At 33.5% G+C, this 22,009-nt stretch carries 19 protein-coding genes and 2 pseudogenes; 3 read left to right on the top strand and 18 right to left on the bottom strand.

Annotated features, from left to right (window positions below; all coding sequences use genetic code 11):
* Positions 1-223 precede the first annotated feature (223 nt).
* Both AQ616_RS12085 and AQ616_RS12080 read left to right on the top strand, forming a co-directional pair.
* Entirely contained in the window at positions 224-1,819 is a 1,596-nt protein-coding gene (locus tag AQ616_RS12085; protein ID WP_069685899.1) for an amidohydrolase, read from the top strand.
* A gap of 17 nt (positions 1,820-1,836) precedes the next feature.
* Positions 1,837-2,043, top strand: a complete 207-nt coding sequence (locus tag AQ616_RS12080) for a hypothetical protein (protein ID WP_069685898.1) — start codon at positions 1,837-1,839, stop codon at positions 2,041-2,043.
* A gap of 46 nt (positions 2,044-2,089) precedes the next feature.
* On the opposite strand, the gene AQ616_RS12075 is transcribed toward AQ616_RS12080, so the two are convergent.
* On the bottom strand, positions 2,090-2,365 hold the full coding sequence (locus AQ616_RS12075; protein ID WP_017796461.1) for a hypothetical protein: 276 nt from the start codon (positions 2,363-2,365) through the stop codon (positions 2,090-2,092).
* 282 nt (positions 2,366-2,647) lie between these two features.
* On the opposite strand from AQ616_RS12075, the gene AQ616_RS12070 reads away from it, so the two are divergent.
* A complete protein-coding gene (locus tag AQ616_RS12070; RefSeq protein WP_069685897.1) occupies positions 2,648-3,241 on the top strand; it encodes a PepSY domain-containing protein in 594 nt (197 codons plus the stop codon).
* 221 nt (positions 3,242-3,462) lie between these two features.
* On the opposite strand, the gene AQ616_RS12065 is transcribed toward AQ616_RS12070, so the two are convergent.
* The 17 genes and pseudogenes from AQ616_RS12065 to AQ616_RS11985 form a co-directional block, all read right to left on the bottom strand.
* Positions 3,463-3,969: a hypothetical protein gene (locus AQ616_RS12065; RefSeq protein WP_069685896.1), complete on the bottom strand. Its 507-nt coding sequence runs from the start codon at positions 3,967-3,969 to the stop codon at positions 3,463-3,465.
* Between the two features lie 58 nt (positions 3,970-4,027).
* Positions 4,028-4,573: a hypothetical protein gene (locus tag AQ616_RS12060; protein ID WP_069685895.1), complete on the bottom strand. Its 546-nt coding sequence runs from the start codon at positions 4,571-4,573 to the stop codon at positions 4,028-4,030.
* Positions 4,574-4,682: 109 nt separating this feature from the next.
* Positions 4,683-5,213 (bottom strand): hypothetical protein, encoded by a 531-nt coding sequence (locus tag AQ616_RS12055; protein ID WP_069685894.1) that lies wholly within the window; start codon positions 5,211-5,213, stop codon positions 4,683-4,685.
* Positions 5,214-5,392: 179 nt separating this feature from the next.
* Positions 5,393-5,639, bottom strand: a pseudogene (locus AQ616_RS12050) (DUF4176 domain-containing protein).
* A gap of 82 nt (positions 5,640-5,721) precedes the next feature.
* Positions 5,722-6,366 (bottom strand): DUF443 domain-containing protein, encoded by a 645-nt coding sequence (locus AQ616_RS12045; protein WP_069685893.1) that lies wholly within the window; start codon positions 6,364-6,366, stop codon positions 5,722-5,724.
* A gap of 46 nt (positions 6,367-6,412) precedes the next feature.
* Positions 6,413-7,783 (bottom strand): annotated as a pseudogene (locus AQ616_RS12040) (T7SS effector LXG polymorphic toxin); the annotation flags it as partial.
* Positions 7,784-7,874: 91 nt separating this feature from the next.
* Positions 7,875-8,186: a DUF4176 domain-containing protein gene (locus AQ616_RS12035; RefSeq protein WP_069685891.1), complete on the bottom strand. Its 312-nt coding sequence runs from the start codon at positions 8,184-8,186 to the stop codon at positions 7,875-7,877.
* A gap of 37 nt (positions 8,187-8,223) precedes the next feature.
* Entirely contained in the window at positions 8,224-8,874 is a 651-nt protein-coding gene (locus AQ616_RS12030) for a DUF443 family protein (RefSeq protein WP_069685890.1), read from the bottom strand.
* A gap of 32 nt (positions 8,875-8,906) precedes the next feature.
* A complete protein-coding gene (locus AQ616_RS12025; RefSeq protein ID WP_069685889.1) occupies positions 8,907-10,403 on the bottom strand; it encodes a T7SS effector LXG polymorphic toxin in 1,497 nt (498 codons plus the stop codon).
* 11 nt (positions 10,404-10,414) lie between these two features.
* Positions 10,415-10,717: a TIGR04197 family type VII secretion effector gene (locus AQ616_RS12020; protein ID WP_069685888.1), complete on the bottom strand. Its 303-nt coding sequence runs from the start codon at positions 10,715-10,717 to the stop codon at positions 10,415-10,417.
* A gap of 5 nt (positions 10,718-10,722) precedes the next feature.
* Complete coding sequence (locus tag AQ616_RS12015) at positions 10,723-11,136, bottom strand: YwqH-like family protein (protein ID WP_069685887.1); 414 nt, start codon at positions 11,134-11,136, stop codon at positions 10,723-10,725.
* 17 nt (positions 11,137-11,153) lie between these two features.
* Entirely contained in the window at positions 11,154-15,602 is a 4,449-nt protein-coding gene (gene essC / locus AQ616_RS12010; protein WP_069685886.1) for a type VII secretion protein EssC, read from the bottom strand.
* 44 nt (positions 15,603-15,646) lie between these two features.
* On the bottom strand, positions 15,647-16,969 hold the full coding sequence (gene essB / locus AQ616_RS12005) for a type VII secretion protein EssB (RefSeq protein WP_069685885.1): 1,323 nt from the start codon (positions 16,967-16,969) through the stop codon (positions 15,647-15,649).
* 39 nt (positions 16,970-17,008) lie between these two features.
* Positions 17,009-17,263, bottom strand: a complete 255-nt coding sequence (locus AQ616_RS12000) for an EsaB/YukD family protein (protein ID WP_011065718.1) — start codon at positions 17,261-17,263, stop codon at positions 17,009-17,011.
* 12 nt (positions 17,264-17,275) lie between these two features.
* Positions 17,276-17,770 (bottom strand): type VII secretion protein EssA, encoded by a 495-nt coding sequence (gene essA / locus AQ616_RS11995; protein ID WP_069685884.1) that lies wholly within the window; start codon positions 17,768-17,770, stop codon positions 17,276-17,278.
* The gene (gene esaA / locus AQ616_RS11990) at positions 17,745-21,254 is read right to left on the bottom strand and encodes a type VII secretion protein EsaA (RefSeq protein WP_069685883.1); all 3,510 of its coding nucleotides are present in this window, start codon (positions 21,252-21,254) and stop codon (positions 17,745-17,747) included. Before esaA ends, essA begins: the two co-directional genes overlap by 26 nt.
* A 197-nt stretch (positions 21,255-21,451) precedes the next feature.
* Positions 21,452-21,748 carry a WXG100 family type VII secretion target gene (locus tag AQ616_RS11985; protein WP_017796447.1) on the bottom strand — a complete coding sequence of 99 codons (297 nt, stop codon included), beginning with the start codon at positions 21,746-21,748 and terminating at the stop codon, positions 21,452-21,454.
* Between the last annotated feature and the right edge of the window lie 261 nt (positions 21,749-22,009).

The following is a 22,009-nucleotide window of genomic DNA, read 5'->3' as shown; positions in this document are numbered from 1 at the left end:
ATTGTAAACAATCTATAATATTACTGGAATAATTTGGTATAATTATTTCATCTGATTAATCACAGTTATCTTAGTTGTTATTTTATTTTGAATTTGATAATATAAAGTTACTTTCCTCATTTGCATAAAGGAAGTGCTGAATTTATAGGGACAAGGATAGATGGCTATCGTTGTTTTTTTGTGTATATTAATTATTTTACTTTCACAAGTCAGGAGCATGGCCATGATAAAACTGTATATTAATGGTGTGATACATACATTTCAATCAAATCATCCCATTGTCGAAGCAGTAGCAATCGAGAATAATCGATTTAAAGACATCGGTACAACAAAGGATATCTTATTAAATTGGAAAACAAAAAGTGCGGAAATCATTGATTTACAAGGATTGACGGTAACTCCTGGATTAACAGATAGTCACCTACATCTTTCTATGGTTGCAAGCAAATTTGTAGATTTAGATGTAACTGGAGTAACTTCAAAACAAGATATGCTCGAGTTTATACGTCGACATTCCCATACATTAAAGCCAGGGGAATGGCTTGTTGGGAGTGGTTGGGATGAAAATCTATTTAGTGACGGTGGTATTCCTACACTAGATGAACTAGATCAGGTCGCACCGCTTAACCCGTTGTATATAACTAGAATATGCGAACACGCAGCAGTCATTAATTCCAAATCTTTAGAAGCAATTAATTATTCTGAAGATATTTCTATCCCTGAGGGTGGCAAAATCATTGTTGATTCTACTTCCGGTAAACCAACAGGATTAATATTAGAATCAGCTTCTACCTTATTCCAAGTACACATTCCAGAAAAATCGTACGAAACATGGAAGGACGCATTACGAAAAACGATAGAAGCTACGATACAGCATGGTATAACAAATGTTCATTCTAATGATCCTTTATACTTAGGTGGACTTAAACAAACCTATGAATTATTCGATGAACTATTAAACAAAGAACAACTTGGCTTACGAACAAATCTATTAATTAACTATGAATTTTTAGAAGACTTAGACGCGATGAATATGTACACAGGGTATGGTAATGATACGTTACAAATCGGGGCAATTAAAATCTTCGCAGATGGTGCATTTGGACGGAGAACTGCTCTTTTACGTGAACCCTATCACGACAGCCCTAGCCAATATGGTGAGGCAATGTTCTCACAAGAAACACTCTATGACATTGTTAAAAAAGTACGAAATCGTGGAATGCCGGTTGCCGTACATACCATTGGCGATCAAGCATTAATAAATGTTTTAGATATCTTAGATCAATTTCCTCCTTCTAATTTTCGTGACAGACTGATACACGTGCAAGTGATAAATGATAATTTGGTAAAACGGTTAGCAAGTAATCATCGAATTGCAGATATTCAACCGCGATTTCTAGCAAGTGATTATCCTTGGGTAAAAGATCGATTAGGTGAAGAACGTATACCAAGGGCATATGCGTGGAAGACTTTACTAGACAACGGAGTAATTTGTGGTGGTGGCTCCGATGCTCCAGTGGAACCGATGAACCCATTACTTGGCATACATGCTGCTGTAACACGAAGAGCTCCCGGTGAAGACCATGAAGGTTGGTACAAAGAACAAAAACTTTCCATGTATGATGCCTTTCGCTTATTTACAGAACAAGCAGCTTACACGACAAATGAAGAACATAAAAAAGGAACGATTGAACCTGGAAAGCTAGCCGATATGACCGTATATTCAAATAATCCTTTTCAGATGAATAATCCGGATGAACTATTCCAAACCTCAATTGAAATGACGATTATTGGAGGAGAAATCAAATACAGCCGATAAAGGAGTTGCAATTACGAATGAAACAAAAACGCATTCACCCATTAATTATTATTGCCCTTTTCCTATCTTCTATAGCAAACGGTTTAAATGCTTATCAATATTTTGGAAGACAAGATACGAGTTCCGGTTGGGTGTTTACTACATTATGTGTTGTTACATTTTTATGCGCAATCACCAGCTTATTCATCAATAAAACAATGAACAAAAGGAAGTCATTTAATTGACTTCCTTTTGTTCATGTAATTGGGTTATAAATTTACAAAACATTAATTAGCCAAATGTAACAAAAAATCCAGTAACAGCAACGATGAAAACTGCACCTAAAACCCACATAACAATTTTTCTTCCAACGTCACTTTTATGAAATAAATAAACCAATAGAAAATAAATGATTACTGCTACTCCTATAAAAGACATACCTTCTATCATGTATTTACTTGAAAAATAATCTTTGTCTAAGAAAAACATTAATCCCCAATATAGAAATAAAATAATGCCATAGATATAAAAACCTTTTTGCAATTCTACCTTTTTATGTTCACTCATATTTGAACCTCCATCCATACATCTACTATTTAATTAAGTTTTCCTACATAAAATTTAATATCAACTTAATAACCAAGTTACTGAACCGTTACAAAGAGATATCATTTATTATACTACGATGTTTTAACGATCATCAATTCTAACAGACATAACACTAGTTTGAGTAAATTCCGTCGGACCACACTCATACTTTCCATGAGTTATTACATGAATAATTTCCAAATAATACTACAAACTATTATCAATTATGTACTATACTTAGAATGAAAGGAGTGTTCAGAGATGAGACAATATAAATTATCATTTTTAATCATTGTTATGACAATTGGTTTAATAGCATGTGGTACGAATAACAATAATGACACAGATACAAATTCTGACGCACCGACAGAAAATAACAATAATCAACAAGAAGGTTCAACATCTCCCCAATCAGTAGAGGATGTACAACTAACTCCTGAAGAAGCTATGCAGATTTTCACGGATACGTATACAGGAGCTGCAATCTCTTCTATTGAATTAGATGAACATAATTTTGAATATACCTATGAAATAGAGGGATTTGATGACGCAAAAGAATATAAGACTGAAATCGATTTAGAGAAGAACATGATCGACCAAGAAGAAGAAAATAGAGAAAAAGATGATAATTATCAAGAACTCGTTTTTGACGACTATGTAAGTCACGAAGATGCATTATCTACAGCTTCCCAAGCCCAAGAAGTACAAGAACTAGTTCCTACTAGCTGGAATTTAGAAATAGATGATGGAGTAGCAACTTATGAAATAGAATTTGAAAATGACAATCAGAAAGACGTAACTATAGTCATTGATGCTAAAACAGGAGAACAACTAACAGTAGACGTAGATGATTAATTAGCGTGAACTTCATTAAGTGGAAGTAATACTGCCCGTTCACCGTTCATGCGGGATAATAAGTAACTGGTTTTATTTTAACTCCCCTTTAGTATAGACAGGAATAATACATTCTGGTTCTATACTAAAGGGGAGTATTATTTTCATAGCATCTCTATATTTATACACGTACTTCCTTATTATCTATAAGTTGAAAGTATTCCGTAAAGCCCATAAAACTACTATTTATAAAGCTTAAAACGTGCTATTGGAAATCGATGCAATAAAATTATGAGAATGACATAAAGGAAAAACGATATTAACAAAAAATTAAACAAATGAGAAATAATAAAAATGAACATCAATAGCAAAAACAACAAAAAGATAAAAAAGATAATCCTTTTTTCTAATATAAATCCCTTTCTTCCCTTTTCAATATAATCTTCTATCATACTGGGTGTTATATATATCTGAACCATTTCTTTATAAGCGAATTTTTTTAATATCCATCTCCCCATAAAATATCCACCAATCATAAAGATAGCTATTAGATATATAATCGGGATATCAATCGTAAACTCTTGAATTATTCTTAATAGGATAGTAGCTGTGAAAAACGCTAACCAATACATTTTTTGACCAGGTTCTCTATGATAAGCTTTATATACTAGGTGAGATCCTTGTTCTAAAAAGATAGTATAGTTTGTACCGTTTTTTATGCTCAACGTATAAATTGGAACTAACTTCACAACGATTTACTCCTTTATCTATTTACTTTATTAACAAAAATTCCGTAATTCGAAAACACTATAATTGAATTTCATCATTAATAAACTTATGTAATATTTTGTACCGTTTAATTGGAGAAGTTAGGAATATCATATGAAGTGGTACTAATCCTAAACCAGTTATTACTAAAAATTCAATTTTATCTAATATGAAAAATAACGGCATCCCAAAAACTGTAAACCCTAATGCTATTCCCCCTCCTAAGTAAATTTCCATCTTCCATTGTTTCAGTCCTTGAATTGCATAATCTTTCAATTTATTTTTATCAATCAATAGATGTCTTTGTGTAGCTTTATCATAAAATGAATAAAATATATTCCTTGCCAGTAAATAGCTCAAGATAAAAATTACTATTAAAAGTAAGCTATTAAAAAAGAAATTAGCATAGGGTAGATAAATTTTATTCAATGTTCCTGAACCGTACAGTAAAAAAATAAATACAACTAAGTAGATGATATAAGAATTCTTTCTATGTGGAAATCTATAAAGTTTTGCATGATAAACATCGTAGAATAGTGTATATATATTATCTTCACGATATATTGGTATTTCAAGTTTCTTCACGTATTCACCCTTCCTACATATATAAAATTCATATTAAGTATCATAATCAGCACATGCTCACTATATAGCATCTATCTTTAGAAGACATAAAGTAACAAACATTCCAAATCTATTCATCTTTAGTTAATAGTTTAATTCTTTCCACAGAAAGGCTATTTAGTAATACTCCAACTATAGTAAATAACATAAATGTAAAAACTAACCAAACTATCCAACTGTATATGATGAACAAAACAGCTAATATCAACGATATAATTAATAGAATACTAATAAATATAATTTCAATTTTTATTAACTTTTTTCCTTGTTTGAGGAGCTCTTTGATTTCCAAATGATTTAGAAATATTTCTACTAGACTTCTAGTATACTTCTTATGTAATAGCTTACCTATCCCTATACCTAATCCTCCAATAAAAATAACAACAGCTGACTTTATTAGTATAGGAAATTGCGTTAGATAAATTCCTGAAATGGCTCTTAAAAGACCTAATGTCAATGCAAACATGATCCAGTAAGTAGTTTGATTATAATCTTTATGAAATGCTCTATATACTTTATTTGTACTACTATCTAAAAAGATCGTATAACCCGTATCTCTTTCTTTTCTTTCAGCGTAAATTGGTATAGGTTTATGCCGCATTTGTTTACACCTCAATATTATCCATATATTGTTTCGTAAATATTGAAAGTACGTTTCATTTAACTCCTTCCACTATCGTCTAAACAAAAGAAGCATAGTTTTAAATACTTCTTGATGAGATAATTTATTTTTTATTTCAACGGTCCTGACACAGTTCCTTTTTCAAATGTATTTCCATTTTATTCCATCCAACTACAATAAATCTCTTGAAAAAGTTCTTCTTCATCTTTATACCCTTCAGATACTACTTTATCTATATTTTCCTCTTTAAAGTACAGTACATTATTCTGATCTAATACATCCCGAATAGTCATACATTATCCCTTTTTGTTCTTTGCCCTCTGCTGGAAGAATTGGTGCACGGTTTAAAATCATTAACTTACTCGTACCTTCTTTCAAATATACTATTGATCCAATTGGTGACATAAATTCCATAGAATTCTTGGTAGCAAAATTCTACAATTTTTTTGGCATATACGTAGATAAGCCATAAGTATTGTGCATGTAACTAATCTTTGAATCTTACCGTTGTATTACCAACAAGTATAGTAAAATAGTTAATCATATATGTTATAAATAAACAAAATATCCCACCAAAAAAAACGATTATATTTCCTGTTTCAATAAATCCCATTAATGGGACAACTGTTAATGCCATAAAAAACAAATAAAAGAAACATAAGCTAGAGAAAAACTTTAATGATGGCGGCCTTATCCATAATTTTTTTCTAGGGTAATGCTTATAATCAACTATTGCAGTTAAATTTCTTTTACTTCTAGTATTTATATATATAAATACTGATAAAGCTATTATTACAACCAAGATAGTAATAATAAAATTAATCAATGATGTACTTGGTATATGAAACATATTTGCCAGTGGTCGAATTAAACTAGCTAGAAAAACTCCAATGAGTCCTCCCAAGGCACCCGTTCCTGCACTTATTGTCTTTGGTTGTTCCCGTTCTGGCACTGCTAATTTATCTACAATTTCATTATTTATTTTATACACGGGATTAGGTAATATCCAGTGTAAGAAAGGAAAGATAATTTTCCAAATTGAATTTCCCATATCTAGAATATATTCTTCATCATTTATTTCAAGAATTCTATACCTTATATTTTTAAAAACACCTCGTACATTACACTTCATGTAATATCTTCACTCCTAAATTATTGAACTTGCCATAGGTTAAAAACTAACTTAACGGATTAATGCTATCAAGTCCACTACTAAAAGCATCACCAATTTTATTTACTTGATCTCCTACCCAGCTTATGCCTTTATTCACTTGTTCGTCTACCCAGTTAAAACCATTACTTAACTGTTCTCCAGCCCAATCCAATTTTTGACCTGTCCAGTCTACTCCGTCTTGAATATTTAAGAAATTATTATCATACGCCCAATTAGCTAATGTTGTTGCAATGGTTCCTCCGACAACAGTACCAGCTAATGCCCAACCTATTGGATTAGAAATTAACCCCATTGCTCCTAAACCTTTAAACCCTACTGTAATTCCAACACCAGTAAGAAAACCAAAACCGCTAGAATAAGTATTTTTTACTATTGCCTCTCCTGCAGTTTTATCAGTTTGTGTGAGATCACTATACGTACCGATTGCAATACTAACACCTAGTAAGGATCTACTTACCGCTTTTCCTATCTTCAACATTTTGTCACCTTGATTTTTTAAAAACAATGAAGTAGAAGATGGTTTGTTAGCATTCATATGCTTTACTAGTTCAGATCTAGTTAAATTATTTTCACCCACATCATTTATACTTTGACTTATAAAACCAGCGATTCCATTAAAGTTAAAATTTTCCTCGAAAACATCAAAATTATCAATCACATATTTTATAAAATTCTCCGATACTTCTTCGTCCATATCTTCTTCATTTTGAAGCTTCTTCAGTTCATTCATGTAGCTGTAGTATTCTGATTCTTCAATTTCACCATTTTTTAAATCCGTATATGCTTTATTTAATATTTCTTGCGAAGATTCATCCATATTCTTTAATGCAGAGTCCTTAGCTTTTCTAGCTTCATCAAGCATGACTTCTCTTTTTTCAGTATTATAATCTTTTAAATAGGATAACCCTAAAGTCGTAGAAGTACCGATATAATCAGTAAATCTTCCTTCACCTTCTACTGTCCCTGCATTTTCAATTGTCATAGCTACTTGTTTTAGCAGATTTTCTATACTAGAGGTTTCTTCTTGTCCTACACTAGTAAACGAATTTAAATCTTCTTCTAGATTTGTAATAATCTCTATTACATCACTTTTATCGGTATCTGTCCGGTAATAATTTGGATGAATGGCACTAGTGATATCGGATACACTCTTAATTGTTTCTCTTACAGTATCTTGTTCTAAACTTAACTGTTCCCAATCGTCCTTGATATCTAATTCTAAGTCTTTGCCGTAGCTACTAACAATAATAGCAGATTCACTTGTATCCACTCGTGATTTGAACAACTCTAAATGTTTTCTTAGGTAATCATCCAAATCTGTAAATAAGTGCTCAAAAGTTATTAAAATAGTCTTATGGAGATCATTAAAATAATTTTTTGCATTCGTTACAAAACCTGTAACTGTCTTACCTAAACAAAAGAAGCATACTTATATATGCTTCTTGATGTAAAAATAGTTTATTTTCTTATTTTAACGGTCCTGATACAGTTCCTCTTTCAAATGTATACCCATTTTCTTTCATCCAACTATCATAAATCTCTTGAAAACGATCCTCTTCTTCATCTTTATAACCCTCAGATACTACTTTATCTATATTTTCTTCATTAAAGTACAGTACATTATTTGGATCTAACCCTTGAGGATAAATACATGCAGAATAGTCATACATAACACCCTTCTGTTCTTCGTTCTCTGAAGGAAGAATTGGTGCACGGTTTAAAATCATTAACTTGCTCGTACCTTCTTTTAGATAAACTATTGATCCTATCGGTAACATAATAAAGTTTCCTCTCTTTACTTTTTCTTTTTCAAAGCTAAATTACTTTTTCATAATCCTTAAATCTCACAGTAGTATTTCCTTCTTCAACTGTTACTCGACTAGAAAGAAGAAGGAGATAAAATAACCCTGAAGTTAAAATTAATACCATGATATTACCTGAATGAATATATAATGAAAAACTCCATATAACAAATACTAGAAGAGAAGTATAGGCAGCTACCAACTTGAAAACGAGCTTCGCAGAGCTTGGTACTATCCATAATAAGTTCCTCGGTAATGTCTCAATTTTAATAACACTCTCCAATTTTTTTTTATGTTTACGACTAATAGAAAAATAGAGAAGAGATACAGTAATTAAAGTAAGTATAAGTAAAATAATGTTCGTTAGTTGCGAACTTGGAATTATAAAATATCCCATTAAAGGTGCTAAAAGTATGCCAATTGCATACGCAAAACCACCTAGGGATACCGGCGAGCTTTCTGCTTTTTCGATAGTTTCCCCCTTCAACTGTTCCACAATATGATGTTCGTCCACTTTATATACAGGACTAGGTGTAAGCCAAAATAAAAACGGAAAGATAATCTTCCAAAATGACCGCTTCATATCCATGATGTAGTATTCACCATTAATAATTAAAAAACGATACCTCATGTTTTTTTCTAAGTGTTGTACTTCGCAATTCATTAAGTATCTCCTTTCACTATAAAAAATTAGCTTTAATATGTTGAAAACGGATTAAGGAGATTCCAACTGTTGTGTAAAGCCTGGCCGAGGTCCCCTGCCCATTGCGTTACCGTCTCCCACCCCTCATCAAATTGTTGCCCTGCCCAATCCAAGCTATCTTGTATACCATAGTAATTCGTTTTATACCCAAATTCAAAAGTCACAATACTTATTACACCTGCTGCCCATCCTACTGGATTAGAAACTAAGAAAGCTCCAATTGCTGTAACTCCAACTCCAGTAATTATCGATGCCAAATTATGTGCATAAGCTTCTCCCACAGATTTATCATTATTAAGTGTATCTGTATACATACCATATCCAAAGCCTATGGTACCAAAAGCAGGACCTGCTGCTTTTCCATATTCTGCAACCTTGCCAGCTTTGTCAATTAAAGAACTAGAAGTATTCTTTAAAGCATCTGTACTTACTACATTCGTTAAGTAAGCTGCCAATTCATTCATTGTTTTACCAAGTTTATCAGCAAAAACCGCTAACGCACCAGGAGTTGCTTCCCAGGCTACTCTTGGTAGGTTATTTACAACGTAATCTACAAAATTCGGATTGTCAGTTACATATTGATCCAACATTTTTTTATCCTCAAGGTATTCAATAAGAATTTTGGCTTCTTCATTGTTGATATTATCCTCATTAATACTTCCCTTTGTTTTACTTAATGAAGATAAAATTGAATAAAATGTCTCTTTATCTATGTCTCCATTCTCAAATTCACTATATGCTAAATTAATGACGTCTTTAGATGACTGCTGATCCAACTCTTTAATAGTTTTATCTCTAACTTCTCTCGCCTTTTCGATCTCAGCTTCCCACTGTTTTCCTTCATTATAATCTTTCAAAGCAGCTAAACCGCTATTGTCAGAAGCACTTGTATAATCCGCAAATCGGTCTACCCCTTCGTTTTTTTGAGCCCTACTCATGGTAGATTCAATTTGATGAATTAAATTTTTTATTTCAGAAACTTCATTTCCACTAATAAAAATCGCTAATTTCTCATCTAATTCTGTTATTACTTTATTTGATTCATTTTTATCTTTGTTCACTGAATAAAATATTGGTGCAGTAGCAGTACTAATATCCGTTACGCTATCTACTGCTTCTTTGATAGCCTCATACTGGCTATATAATTTTTCGTAGTATTCACTGATATCTGCCTCTGTGTCTTTTAGGTAGTCAGATTCAATTATCGCAAACGCATTAGAATCAACATCTGTTTCAAATTTTTCTAAGTGCTTATTCAAATTCTTAACTAAATCATCGAATAAACCTGTTAAAGATTCTGCGAGTGTTTTATGAAAATCATTAAAGTAATTTTTTGCTTCCATTGCTGCCTTACCTGAAAAAGAGGTCAAGTCAGTAAGTTGGTTAATATTTTCTTTTACTTTTTTTAAGTTTAATGTAATGTCATCAGATGCCCTATTCAAATCATCTGAGAAGTCATTAATCTCAGATACATCGATTTTATGTCCCATTGATACTCCTCCTAAGTATTAATTGGTTTTGCACCTGTCATATCATTTGTTAATGTCGCTATTCTTTCATCGTTTTCTTTCATTGTCTCTCCAATATTCTCCAACGTACCTATGTCAGTTTCCAAAAGTTTTTTATATCGTTGTAATAGTTCTATTGCTTCAATTGTATTTTCTAAGTCTTCTACAAATGGTTTTATATTTGTTTTATTAAAGGTGTAGTTAGTTTTTAAACTACTCTCTAAACTAGAGACTGAGGTTCGCAAATTGGTAATGGTGGATTGGAACCCACCTATATTAACCCCTATTTCATTCATCTATATCACCCCTTTTGTGCTTGACTTATTTGACTCTCAAGAGAATCAAGTGAATTAGTTAGATAATTTAAATTTGAAGAATAGGTTGTTAATTCAGCTTCATATCTTTTAATGTCAGTATCAATAGTTTCTTTTGCATCATTTGATTTGGAAAGATAATCCTTAACACTCACTTCATACTCACTATAGGTCTCATTAAATTTAGACTCTTTTTTACCTTTCCACCTTGTATTATCAATTTGTAAACCATTAATAGAACTTTTAATAGATTCTACTTCAGATATACTAGTTGATAAAAGACTAGATGCTTGTTGTAATCGAGATATCTTATCTTCCGTACTTGAAATCATATTTCTTGAATCTGAGATACCATTTAACAAAGTATTTTTTTGATTATATAGATAGCCGATAGACGTCATCTACACATTTCCCCTCCCTACTCCGGTATTTTCACTTTCACATGTTGGTGATCCAATGCCACGTAACATTCATATTTATTCGGGTATTTCTCTTGTCGTATAAATGGTTGTTTAAACATATCTTGATCTCCAAGACGCATGCTAAGCAGCCCAATCATCGCTTGACCACGGAAGTATTTTGGTACTTGTTCATAACTCATGCCTAGATAACTATATTCACTGCAAATAATGAAATGAATGCCGACTTTACTTCCTTTATCAATCATGGTTGAAGCATCGTCTATAGATAGGTCTGTTCGTTCAACAAAGTCTTGTAGATTTGCAATTTGAACTAGCCATTTTTGTTCACTAGTTACTCCATCTTTTGAACACTTTTCAATTTCATTAACGAGTTCTGCTTTCATTGTTTGTAAGCCATCTGTTTCTGACATATACGTATTCATATTGCTGCCGATGTCTTTGAATTTTTGATCTGCCGTATCGATAAGCATCGTTTGATAGGAACCCTCCATCATTGCCACGTTTTTGGCAACGGATTGGATCATTCGGTCTAAACCATCTTTTCGATCACTCATTACGGTTAGATTTTCATACTGCGCTGGGTTAAATCCTACTGGCATAACTTCTTCAAAATCCAGTCCTAGCGGAACTTTTTGTTCTTCTACTAGTTTTTTCGTACGACGTTGGTTCTTGAATTGTTCAAAGTCTACAACGCCTTCTGGCATCATCGGAATTGGCTCAGGGTATTCTCCATCCCACGCTTCGTTCATGGCTTTCGCAGTTGCTTGGAGTTTATCAATAATTTCAAGAGCTTCTGCACCATTTTCAGGGAGCATCGTCTGGAATAACGCTGGTTCTTCTAGTTTTACAAGTCCTCGACCAGCAATTTCTTCAAGTTCAATGTCTGTTCGTCCAACAATCGATCTAGCTTCTGTTGTTTCAATTAAATACAGCGCAATTTGCGTTTTAATATTTGATAGTAAAGGCATACGCATTGCACTTTGTCTGCCTGCACTAATAATTAGGTGAATACCAATGCTTGCACCTTCTCTAGCAATCTGAGTGATAGTTTTCTCAAATTCATCTACAAATTCCGCATCTCGTACAGATTCATAGTTATCGATAACTAGACTAATATTCGGTACCGTTTCGCCACTCGCTTTCTCAAACATTTCAATATTTGCTACTCCGTACTTACTTAGCTGTTGTTTTCGTTGTTTTACAATTGTGGAAATCATACGAACGAGTTTTCCAATTTTTTCTTCCTCATCTATTAAGAATGTATCAGCAACATGGGGAAGATTTTTCAATGGAAGTAATCCATTCGTACCGAAATCTAGTAAATACACATGGAAATGTTCTGGATTATGTTGTCGAGCTAAATCCATTACTACTGTTTGTAAGAACGTAGATTTTCCATATCCAGGACTCGAGAATACAGCTAAGTGCCCATCTTTTGATAAGTTTAATGTTAATGGTGATTGTTTCTGTAATTCTGGTTGGTCAAGCAGCCCGATCATTGGTTGTAAAGGCTTCTTTGGTTCTTTCCATGCTTCTTCAAACGCAACTGGATGTAATTCTGGTCCGAAGATTTTCTCAGGCAATGGCGGTAACCATGGTTTTGCTAAAGGTTCCATTTCCTGCTGAGCTGTATAATCTGCAATATGATCAATGACTGCATCTAATTCTGTAGGTATTTTTTCTACTTCTTCTTTATGTTCCAAACCACTGAGATCTTCAGTTAAAATATCATATTGACCGAGCTCATTGATAGCATAAATAGTCATGTCAACATAATCTTGTTCATTTTTATCTGGGATATAGTCAGCTCCGCTCCATGCACTCTGGAATAACTCATAGATTTCATTGTTACCGACTTGCAAGTAAGCTCGCCCTGGTAATGTAATTTCAGCAGCATCTGGCGTTTTTAAAATTTCATTTGAATCCCCTGCATTTTGTACTTTTAGAGCTAGCTTAAATTTTGAGTTGGACCAAATTTGGTCGTCAACCACTCCACTTGGTTTTTGTGTCGCAAGAATTAAGTGAATTCCTAAGGAACGACCAATACGTGCGGTAGATACTAATTCTTTCATAAAATCTGGTTGTTCAGATTTCAATTCCGCAAATTCATCGGAAATTAAGAATAGATGCGGCATTGGTTCAGTAACTTTTCCTTGTTTAAATAGTTTCTGGTATTGATTGATATGGTTTACTTGATGTTCTCCAAATAATCGTTGTCGTTTCTGTAATTCTGCTTTGATCGATGCAAGTGCACGCATCGATTGTGCTTTATCCAAGTTCGTAATGGTTCCCATGAGATGCGGTAATTTAGCAAATAAGTTCGCCATCCCTCCACCTTTGTAGTCAATAAGTAGAAATGCGACTTCATAAGGATGGAAGTTAACTGCAAGAGATAAAATATACGATTGAATGATTTCTGATTTACCAGAGCCTGTCGTACCTGCGACTAACCCGTGTGGTCCATGGGCTTTTTCATGCAAGTTAAGTTGGACTAGATCTTCTTTCCCTCTTAATCCTAATGGAACTGCTAAACTTTTATATGTCTCGTTTTGACTCCAACGAGTTTGGATATTTAATTCTTCTATTTTTTCCACATTGTATAGCTCTAAAAATGTCACCTGTTCCGGAATCGAGTTCTTCAGATTTTGCAAATGATTAATTGGAGCTAATGCACGAGACACAACCTCTTTATTAAAGTTTTTTGGAAAATGGTCTGGTTTAAAGCTTTTGTTTACAAGTTCTGTTTCTTCCAGAATGATTTTTCCTTCATTTGCATCACGGATATCAATTACTGTCTTCACATGTTCCGGTAAAGCTCTCATCACGTCTTGCACAAATACGATTGACACACCCAAATCACTAGGATCTTCATTAAAGAATTCCATAATCGTATGGTCGAGAATTAATTTCTCATCAGTGACGAGAACAACATAATGTGGTGAGAAATATAATTTCTCATTTGTATTACTTTTCTCTTCAACGAGCTGTTTTCGCTCTTTCAATACTTGATACATGGAATGAAGTACTTGGTCACGAGAACGTTCATGATATACAAATCCACGTACGTTGATATCTCTTACACTGGCATGTGGCAGCCAACGCATCCAATCCCATTCTTTCTTTTCTTCTTCCGGAAAGATCGTAATAAACTGTAAATCATGATAACTATGAAATAATGATAATTGCATCACAATTAATTGTAATTGTTCCAACACTAATTTACGTTGGCCAATGTATCCCACCGGTCCTTTTGCTAAGGAAGTAACAACTGGAACATTTCGCAACTCATTAAACTGCCCTAATAAATCACGAGCCGCATCAACTAGCTCGTCTTCCTCTTGAGTAAATTCTTCTTCGTTAAATTCGATTTCAAAACTTGAATCCACTCGTCCTAGTCCTGTCCTGAAATTAAGAAAATCATGGTGGTACATTGTTTTTTCATAGATTCTTGCTTCAATATTTGTCACCATTTCACTAATTTTCTCTACATCCGGATAATGATAGTGTAATGCGTGGCGCTGCTCCTCACTGGCCTCAAATAATTCTTTTGTTTTTCGTTGTAAATACTTTTTATATGTTTCTTCACGGTGTTTCATATCTGCTTTATACTTTTTCACACTTTTCACATAAGAGGTGATCGAGAAGATAATGGTAACCACTGTAACTGCTAACATGGCAATAATAAATATCCCTCGTGGCTGCACCAATGAAATAATAACTAAAGCGGCTATCATAACCAACGGTGGTACAATCGTTCGTGCTAATTGTTCGCTTGGTTTAGCCGGTTTATTTGCCGGTTTTGCAATGGTTCGCTTATCTTCTGGCTCCCTATAAATAATTCTCGGAGAACGATGATAATCGGGATAATCACCCTCATAAGGATTGTCTAAATTGATTAATTCCGTTAATCGTGACTTGATTTCTTTATTAGCCCTTAATTCTATATGTTCTGGATGAACTGTAATAGAAACACCATCGATAAACAATTGATCTCCAATATGAAGAATCCTGTCTTCTTTGATATAACCGTAGTTATAGAAAACATCTCCATCTTGAATATCTAAGTAAAAGGTAGAGTGATTCTCATCTCTTACCAGCACAATATCTGCATCCCAACCAGATATAGATACATCATTATATTCTTGAGATCCGAAAGTAATAGAGTTATAGCCAGCTATATCATAATAGTTTGTTTGTTCTTCATCGAGTACATAAAAATATATTTTTTTATCCTTCATATCTACTCGTTTAGTCATATTAATTTCGTTTTCCAGATAGATTAATTTTTTGCCATCCCATTCTAATGTAATTTCCTCATCTATCTCAGGTATTGTTACTTGATTTGACCAGGAATTACCAATCGTTATCACTCGATCTGTATTAGCTGGTAAATGGCATTTATGCAATTGATCTTGAAATGCTACAAATAAAATATGTCCTGCCATCTTTTTGTTCTCCCTTTCTATTCAAGCTCTATCTCTCAACGAAATTACTCTTCGTCCCCATCGTTGTTATTCTCTTCTTCATTAGAATCATTGTTACTTTCAAGGTTGTCTTCTTCATTGTTGTCTGTAGATGCTTCATCATTACTCGTGTCTGAATTTTCGGCACCTTCCCCAGAAGCAGGTTCATTTTGCTCTTCTTCATTAAAAGGATCTAATTCGTACTCTTCTAAATAACGATCTAGTTCACCTTGTAATTGATTCAGTTCTTCATCTCGTTCAGTTCCGCTTAAATCAGGATTATTTCTTACTTGATCACGATTCTGAATTAGTCCATGAATAATAAGCTGTGGATCATCGATATATTTCGCTTTCTCCAACGATTCCTCAAAGTTTCCTCTACCGTTATAAATCCAGTACAATAAATAATCCTGGTTACTATTTAAAGATACATTATTTAAAATAGAACTCTTCTGCTCATCTGGTAAGCTCTCTACCTGTATATAGGAATAAGCCAACATATATTTAGTTTGACTAGGGAAGTTTTCTGGATTTTCACCAGAAAGTGTAGTAATGACTCCATTGTAATTATTCCCTAAAAATTCTCCATACGCATCTAATTGTTTGTCTTGAAATGGGTGATTGATTAAAGCGTAATAAATAAGTGGAGCTGCTAACAGAACCGATACAATAATCATAATAATCGATAACTGTTTATATAAACGAAATCGCTTAGTAGGAACAAAGCTCATCGTTTTTTCTGTTTTTTCTTGTTCACGTTCATAGCTCTCTTTTAAAAATTCCTTTAAAGCTTTTATACTGGTTATTTGTTGAACTTTTTTTTCAAAATCAGTTTCATTCGCTTTCTCTAAGGAACCATAATAAAGCTGATCGAAGTTATATTTTTTGGAGAATAAAGCGATGACAAAGCATTTATACTGCTTTAGGAATGCTTCTTCTTGCATATGAAATGGTGGTACAACATCTCTTATGCCTCGATGAATAATAGACGGTAAATAATTATCGTCAAATACCACGTTTTCTGGATGAATGAAAAAAGTAATTCTAGAGGTTAAAAAACGATCTAGCTTTCCTACATTACACAAAATTCGCAATTTCTCATTCCGATTTAATTTTTGGATTTCTGCCCAAGACTTCCTTTTATGATAAAGCTGATAATCGAAATGAATGGTATCTTCTTCTTCCTTAATATCCATTGGCACGAAAAACTCCGAAGCCTGCAGCATTAAGTCCAACTGACGTATATTTTTCATTCTTGTTTGAGAAATTGGCAAAGATGTACGAACAGTATTTTTATCTTGCTTGAACGTATATGTAAAATTATCTATCTCTATTGTTTTTTCGTTCATTTTTTTAACTCCTTCACAAATATGCATAGAATATTAGATTTATAAAACTACTAGAATATCCCCATCAGCTACAGGATGGTCATCAATAAAATCGTCATCAGCAAGAACGATATTTTTAGTGACAATTTTTATAGATGACTTTGTATTCGTCCTTTCGATATTTAACGTTTCCATTACGTTTAACAATAATTGTTTTACTGTTAATTGCGTTGGAATACGTAAATCATATACATATCCTCCAGATGCTTTTTGACGAAAATCCATTGTTATATTAATATGTGTTGTTTTCGGCATACTTCGACTCTCCTAATCTAATAATCTTTGCATTAAGACATACAAACCTCCACATAGAGCTACTGCAATACCAGCAAACGTCATCAAAATGATATTGCTTGAACTGGAACTAGATGATTCCTCTTCTGCATTACTGCTACTTGTTGCAACGGATTCATAATCAGATTGAAATAAGGAGTCTTTCACCTCTTGAATCGCTACATTCCCTTCCACATCTTCAGAAAATAAATTTTGCTCTATATATTCGATTTTATCTTCTTCCGCATTTACTTTTTCATTAATTTCTTGGGAAGTTTCCGAAGTGAAAAGGCTTGGGAATATTCTTTCTAGTTCTGTTTCTCGCATTTCATTTTTTTCATCTTTATCTTTAATTATTCGATCAATTTGCATTTGCAGACTTCCATCTTTTATAGAACCTGATTCTGCTGATACTCCAATTGGAAGGAGTATCAGCAGAATCATGGAACTTACAAATGCCAAATTAACCAGCTTCAGCTTGGTTTTCATCGGTCATTTCTTCCTCTCTATCAGGTCGGTTGATAACCAATAGGTTTCCGAGTGCACCAATTAATAATAACATTAGCACGATGAATATTGCTCCACCATAGTTAACCGTTCCTTCCACAATTCGCAGGAGGAATGTCTCCATATATTGCAGTGGAGAAAACTTCTCTAATACTGGGAATGGCGCTGAACCAGAACCTAAAGCATCTGTAAAGAACAAGTACAAACTAAATACAGCTAACAATAAGAACATTCCTATCATTTTTATCTGTCTTAGTAAATAAGTTGCTACAAGTAACATCCCTGTTACCAATAAAGCCATAATAATGGTTAACTGTAACATATTGAGATCACTAATTGGTAAATAATAACTTGAAACAATACCAATAACGATACCTTCCAGTATACCTATACCTACTGTAATGATCGTAATAGGCATATTCGTCCCCATCAATGAAGCTTCTGATGCAAATTGATCTTGGTTCACTTTCTTTTGATTAATTGTTGAAATTACATAAGCTGTGAATAATACAACGATAAAGCTAATTAACACTAAGAAATATGGTGTAAATGTATTATTTTGTGTCGTAATAGTTCCTTCGTTACTCGTTTCTACTGGATTTGACAAGAAATCATATAAGTTTTCATTTTGGCGATCTCCGACACGACTATTTGCTAAAACACCTGTAAAGTTCTCAATAAATGTTTCATCATTTTCTAGCTTATCGGTCATCTCAACAGCAAGATTTTCAGCATTACTTACTAAATTCGTACCACTTTGTTCAATCTCCGTTGCTTGATTATCGATATCTTCAAAAGTCTGATAAACATTTTCAGCTGTATTTAAGTTATTCGAAGCTTGATCTGCTAAGTTTTGACTAGAAGATAATATCGGCTGGAAGTCGCTTCCTAAAGTCATAACAGCACTCTGTTCACCTTCTGCACTCGCTTGAATATCCTGTTGCTGTTCTAATAAGGACATGGCTTCATCGCGCCAAGATTGTACGCCTTCAATAGTATCCGTAAGATTTGTATTTAAAACAGCTGCCCTTTCCCTTGCTTTTGCAACTTCCTCAGACAATTTAGCAGCGTCACGAATTGCTTGTTGAACACCAGCTTGATATCTATCTACCTGTGTTTTAAAGTTTGCAACTGGTGTTTTTAACTCTTGATTCATACTATTTACAATTTCTGAAGTTATAAAATCTATCATTAACTCGGATATTTCTACTTCATTGAAGAGATAGTAAAGAGATTCTCTTGTAGCAACATCTTTTAGATTTACATCTTCAGGCTCAGTATTTCTTGATAAACTATGAATATCATTACCAAAATAACTTTCAAATAGTGATTGTAGTTTTAGGTATCCTTCTATAGAATTACTTACCGTATTTATCAATGTAGTTGTTGTATCTCCTAAATCCTCAACTGGTGTCATTATTTTGTGAGATATAGTGTTGTTCTTAATGATCAGTTTCTCTGGTTCTTTAGGTAGTTCTTCTTCTGGATTTTCCTCTTCTGGTGCCTCTGGCTGTTCTTCTGGGTCACTTGGTTCTTCTGTTTCTACAGGGTCAGTTGTTTCATTAGCCCCCTCATTCTTTCCGCCTTCACCAGAGTTGTCATCGTCACTAGTTGGGTTATCTTCGCCTGTGGAATCACCTCCACCTGGTTTTCCTCCATCTGTTAGCGTTCCGCTTGAATCGTTCTTAGACATCTCTTCTTCGGTATTTATATTAAGAACTTGAGTAGAAGCAACTAATTGCAGATCTGACTGATGATAAGCAACATTTTCTGGTTTATCTACATCATCTAAATCTTCTTGTTTTAACTTCCAGGACCATTCAAGTGGTTTATAAAAATCAAATATTTCTTCTCCAGGTTCAGTATTAACTTTTATATTGACAGTAAAGGATCCGGCTCTATTTGCAGGTAATTGTACTCTACCATTTTCATCAATATATTCTGTGTAGTTTCCTTCCTCTTCACCAGGAAGTTGAATTCCTAAATATTGGAGATTAAATCCTTCTGGGATTTTAATGGTAAATATTTGACCCTCTTTTTCATTTTTGGGTAGCTCTACTGTATCTGATAATGTAATACCATTTTTAACTTGAGTGCGTAAACTTTCAATTTGATCTTTCAGAAATTTGCTACGGTCACCTTCAATTTCCACACTTTCAAATTCAGACCTGTATTGTTCTGTTACTCGAATAACATTTTTTATATCTTGTTCAAGGTCTTTTGGTAATCCTACATTTGAAAAGTCATCTTCATTTAACGAAGGTAATTGGCCAATAGCGTTATTAATATCTTCTAACGCAACTCCATCATGTTGTTGAAATAATTTATTAATATCAATATCATCTTCAGTAGAGTCTTCTAGAATTGACTCTATTTGTTTTCTAATTGTATTTTCAAACTCTTCATTACCATTTTCCAGATAATTGTTCACATCACCTTGTAAAACAGATACCTGTTCAGATGAACGTTTTAAATAGTTTTGAAGTTTTAATGTAGCTGTGGCGATATTATCATTTGCAGGATTGTTTTGAATTCTAGCTACAGATGCTACTGGATTTTGACTACTATTATTCTGACCGGCAGCCAACTGCTGGTTGATTTGATCATTAGCTGTTTGTAAATTAGATAATTTCTGATCCACTTCTGCTGCTCTCATACCCTGATTAAACTGACTAAACATGTCATTAAATGCAAGTAATTGAGATAAATTATTTTCTTTTAGTTCAACTACGTCTTCGATATTTGATACAAACGCTTCACCTTGCTCTGCTTCTTCCAATAATTGATTTTCATAAGACTCTATTAGTTCTTCAAAGCTACTAAAACTATTGGTAGAATGTTCCGTTTGATCTTTGATTGTATTGAACTGGTCCGTATATCCTGATAATGGTTGATGAACATTACTGTTGAAAGCATTAGTATGTAAGGCCTGTCTATCAACCATTGCACTTACATTATCCTGAGCATCTTGAAGATTTCCAATTACGCTTGCAAAATATACGTCAATAATACGTCGATTAAAATCATTTAATATATTGCTAGCCGTTTTTTCTGCTTCTTCTTTTATTCTTGCATTCTCTGATGCGTTTATTTTATATTGTAAAACAACTGGCTCTGGATCTTCTGCATTAATGTTTAATGATTTTTCGGAGAAATCATTGGGAATGACAACCATCATATCATATGTATTATTTTCTAAGCCGCTCTCTGCCACTCCACGACTAACCACAAACCATTCATGGTTATTGTTGCGATTAATCGATTGCGTAAATGCATCTCCAAAGGCCAAGTCTGTTCCATTAAATGTTGATCCTTGATCCTCATTAACAATTGCAATAGCCATCGTTTGTGTTCTATTTGGGTTTTCTGTCTCCGTTTCTTGATGTAACGATAAAAAAGATAACCCTGATGCCAATGCAACAATAAGAACCAGAAATAAGATCCACCGTTTATCTACTTTTTTCATTATTTCTCACTCCTGGTGATTAAAACTAATAATCTATTTAATAGTACATTACATGCACGTCGAAAGAATCAATACGAAAGTGTAAGAAAAGGCTACTAATCTTCTAAAAAAGCAGCCTTAAATAGTTCCAGGCATTAGACGAGCCACATAACCAATGTCATGCAGCTCACCCAAAAACCTTCTCTTAATCTACTACCTTATCTTAAACCGAAGTTTTGAGACAATTGCTCATCTTGTTGCGCAACCGCTTCAGCAGTTTTAATAAGTTGATTCTCAATGTCTAGCATAAGTTGTGAGAAGTCTTGTACTTTTGGCTTAAGTTCTTGGAATTGCATGTCAAACTTTTCAAAAGCACGGCCTTCCCATTCTCCGCGTAACTCATCTTGAAGACCTTGTAAATCTCTAAGTACTTGGTCAATTGTTTGTGAACTTTGTCCGTACCTCTTTGCCTTAGCCTGTAATTGCTCTGGACTCATACGAATTTGTCCTGCCATTTTGCTCATCTCCTCATATAATATTTTTTGCGAAGGTGCTCGCAGTTGTTAAAATATTCATGTTACCTTCTCAAGTAAATCCTAAAGAAACGGGATTTTAATGTCAACGAACTATCTAAAGTTTTCCAAAAATTGAGTGATAAGTCCTAAAAAAACACGATGAATTATTTAAAATTTAAAATATACCAGTAAAAAAGACACCCCACCTTTCATCCGACGAAGGAACTATTTTCATACAATAGTAATTTTTTACTTGGTGAA

Source organism: Oceanobacillus sp. E9 (assembly GCF_001741975.1).
GTDB classification, from domain to species: domain Bacteria; phylum Bacillota; class Bacilli; order Bacillales; family Amphibacillaceae; genus Oceanobacillus; species Oceanobacillus kimchii.
The sequence above is the reverse complement of the archived record's forward strand: the minus strand, read 5'-3'. Positions and strand labels throughout refer to the sequence as shown.

Excerpts from the sequence above, each read along its gene's own strand:
- AQ616_RS12085 (WP_069685899.1), top strand. The coding sequence starts at position 224 with ATGATAAAACTGTATATTAATGGTGTGATACATACATTTCAATCAAAT.
- AQ616_RS12080 (WP_069685898.1), top strand. The coding sequence starts at position 1,837 with ATGAAACAAAAACGCATTCACCCATTAATTATTATTGCCCTTTTCCTA.
- AQ616_RS12075 (WP_017796461.1), bottom strand. The coding sequence starts at position 2,365 with ATGAGTGAACATAAAAAGGTAGAATTGCAAAAAGGTTTTTATATCTAT.
- AQ616_RS12070 (WP_069685897.1), top strand. The coding sequence starts at position 2,648 with ATGAGACAATATAAATTATCATTTTTAATCATTGTTATGACAATTGGT.
- AQ616_RS12055 (WP_069685894.1), bottom strand. The coding sequence starts at position 5,213 with ATGCGGCATAAACCTATACCAATTTACGCTGAAAGAAAAGAAAGAGAT.
- AQ616_RS12045 (WP_069685893.1), bottom strand. The coding sequence starts at position 6,366 with ATGAAGTGTAATGTACGAGGTGTTTTTAAAAATATAAGGTATAGAATT.
- AQ616_RS12035 (WP_069685891.1), bottom strand. The coding sequence starts at position 8,186 with ATGTTACCGATAGGATCAATAGTTTATCTAAAAGAAGGTACGAGCAAG.
- AQ616_RS12030 (WP_069685890.1), bottom strand. The coding sequence starts at position 8,874 with ATGAATTGCGAAGTACAACACTTAGAAAAAAACATGAGGTATCGTTTT.
- AQ616_RS12025 (WP_069685889.1), bottom strand. The coding sequence starts at position 10,403 with ATGGGACATAAAATCGATGTATCTGAGATTAATGACTTCTCAGATGAT.
- AQ616_RS12020 (WP_069685888.1), bottom strand. The coding sequence starts at position 10,717 with ATGAATGAAATAGGGGTTAATATAGGTGGGTTCCAATCCACCATTACC.
- AQ616_RS12015 (WP_069685887.1), bottom strand. The coding sequence starts at position 11,136 with ATGACGTCTATCGGCTATCTATATAATCAAAAAAATACTTTGTTAAAT.
- essC (WP_069685886.1), bottom strand. The coding sequence starts at position 15,602 with ATGGCAGGACATATTTTATTTGTAGCATTTCAAGATCAATTGCATAAA.
- essB (WP_069685885.1), bottom strand. The coding sequence starts at position 16,969 with ATGAACGAAAAAACAATAGAGATAGATAATTTTACATATACGTTCAAG.
- AQ616_RS12000 (WP_011065718.1), bottom strand. The coding sequence starts at position 17,263 with ATGCCGAAAACAACACATATTAATATAACAATGGATTTTCGTCAAAAA.
- essA (WP_069685884.1), bottom strand. The coding sequence starts at position 17,770 with ATGAAAACCAAGCTGAAGCTGGTTAATTTGGCATTTGTAAGTTCCATG.
- esaA (WP_069685883.1), bottom strand. The coding sequence starts at position 21,254 with ATGAAAAAAGTAGATAAACGGTGGATCTTATTTCTGGTTCTTATTGTT.
- AQ616_RS11985 (WP_017796447.1), bottom strand. The coding sequence starts at position 21,748 with ATGGCAGGACAAATTCGTATGAGTCCAGAGCAATTACAGGCTAAGGCA.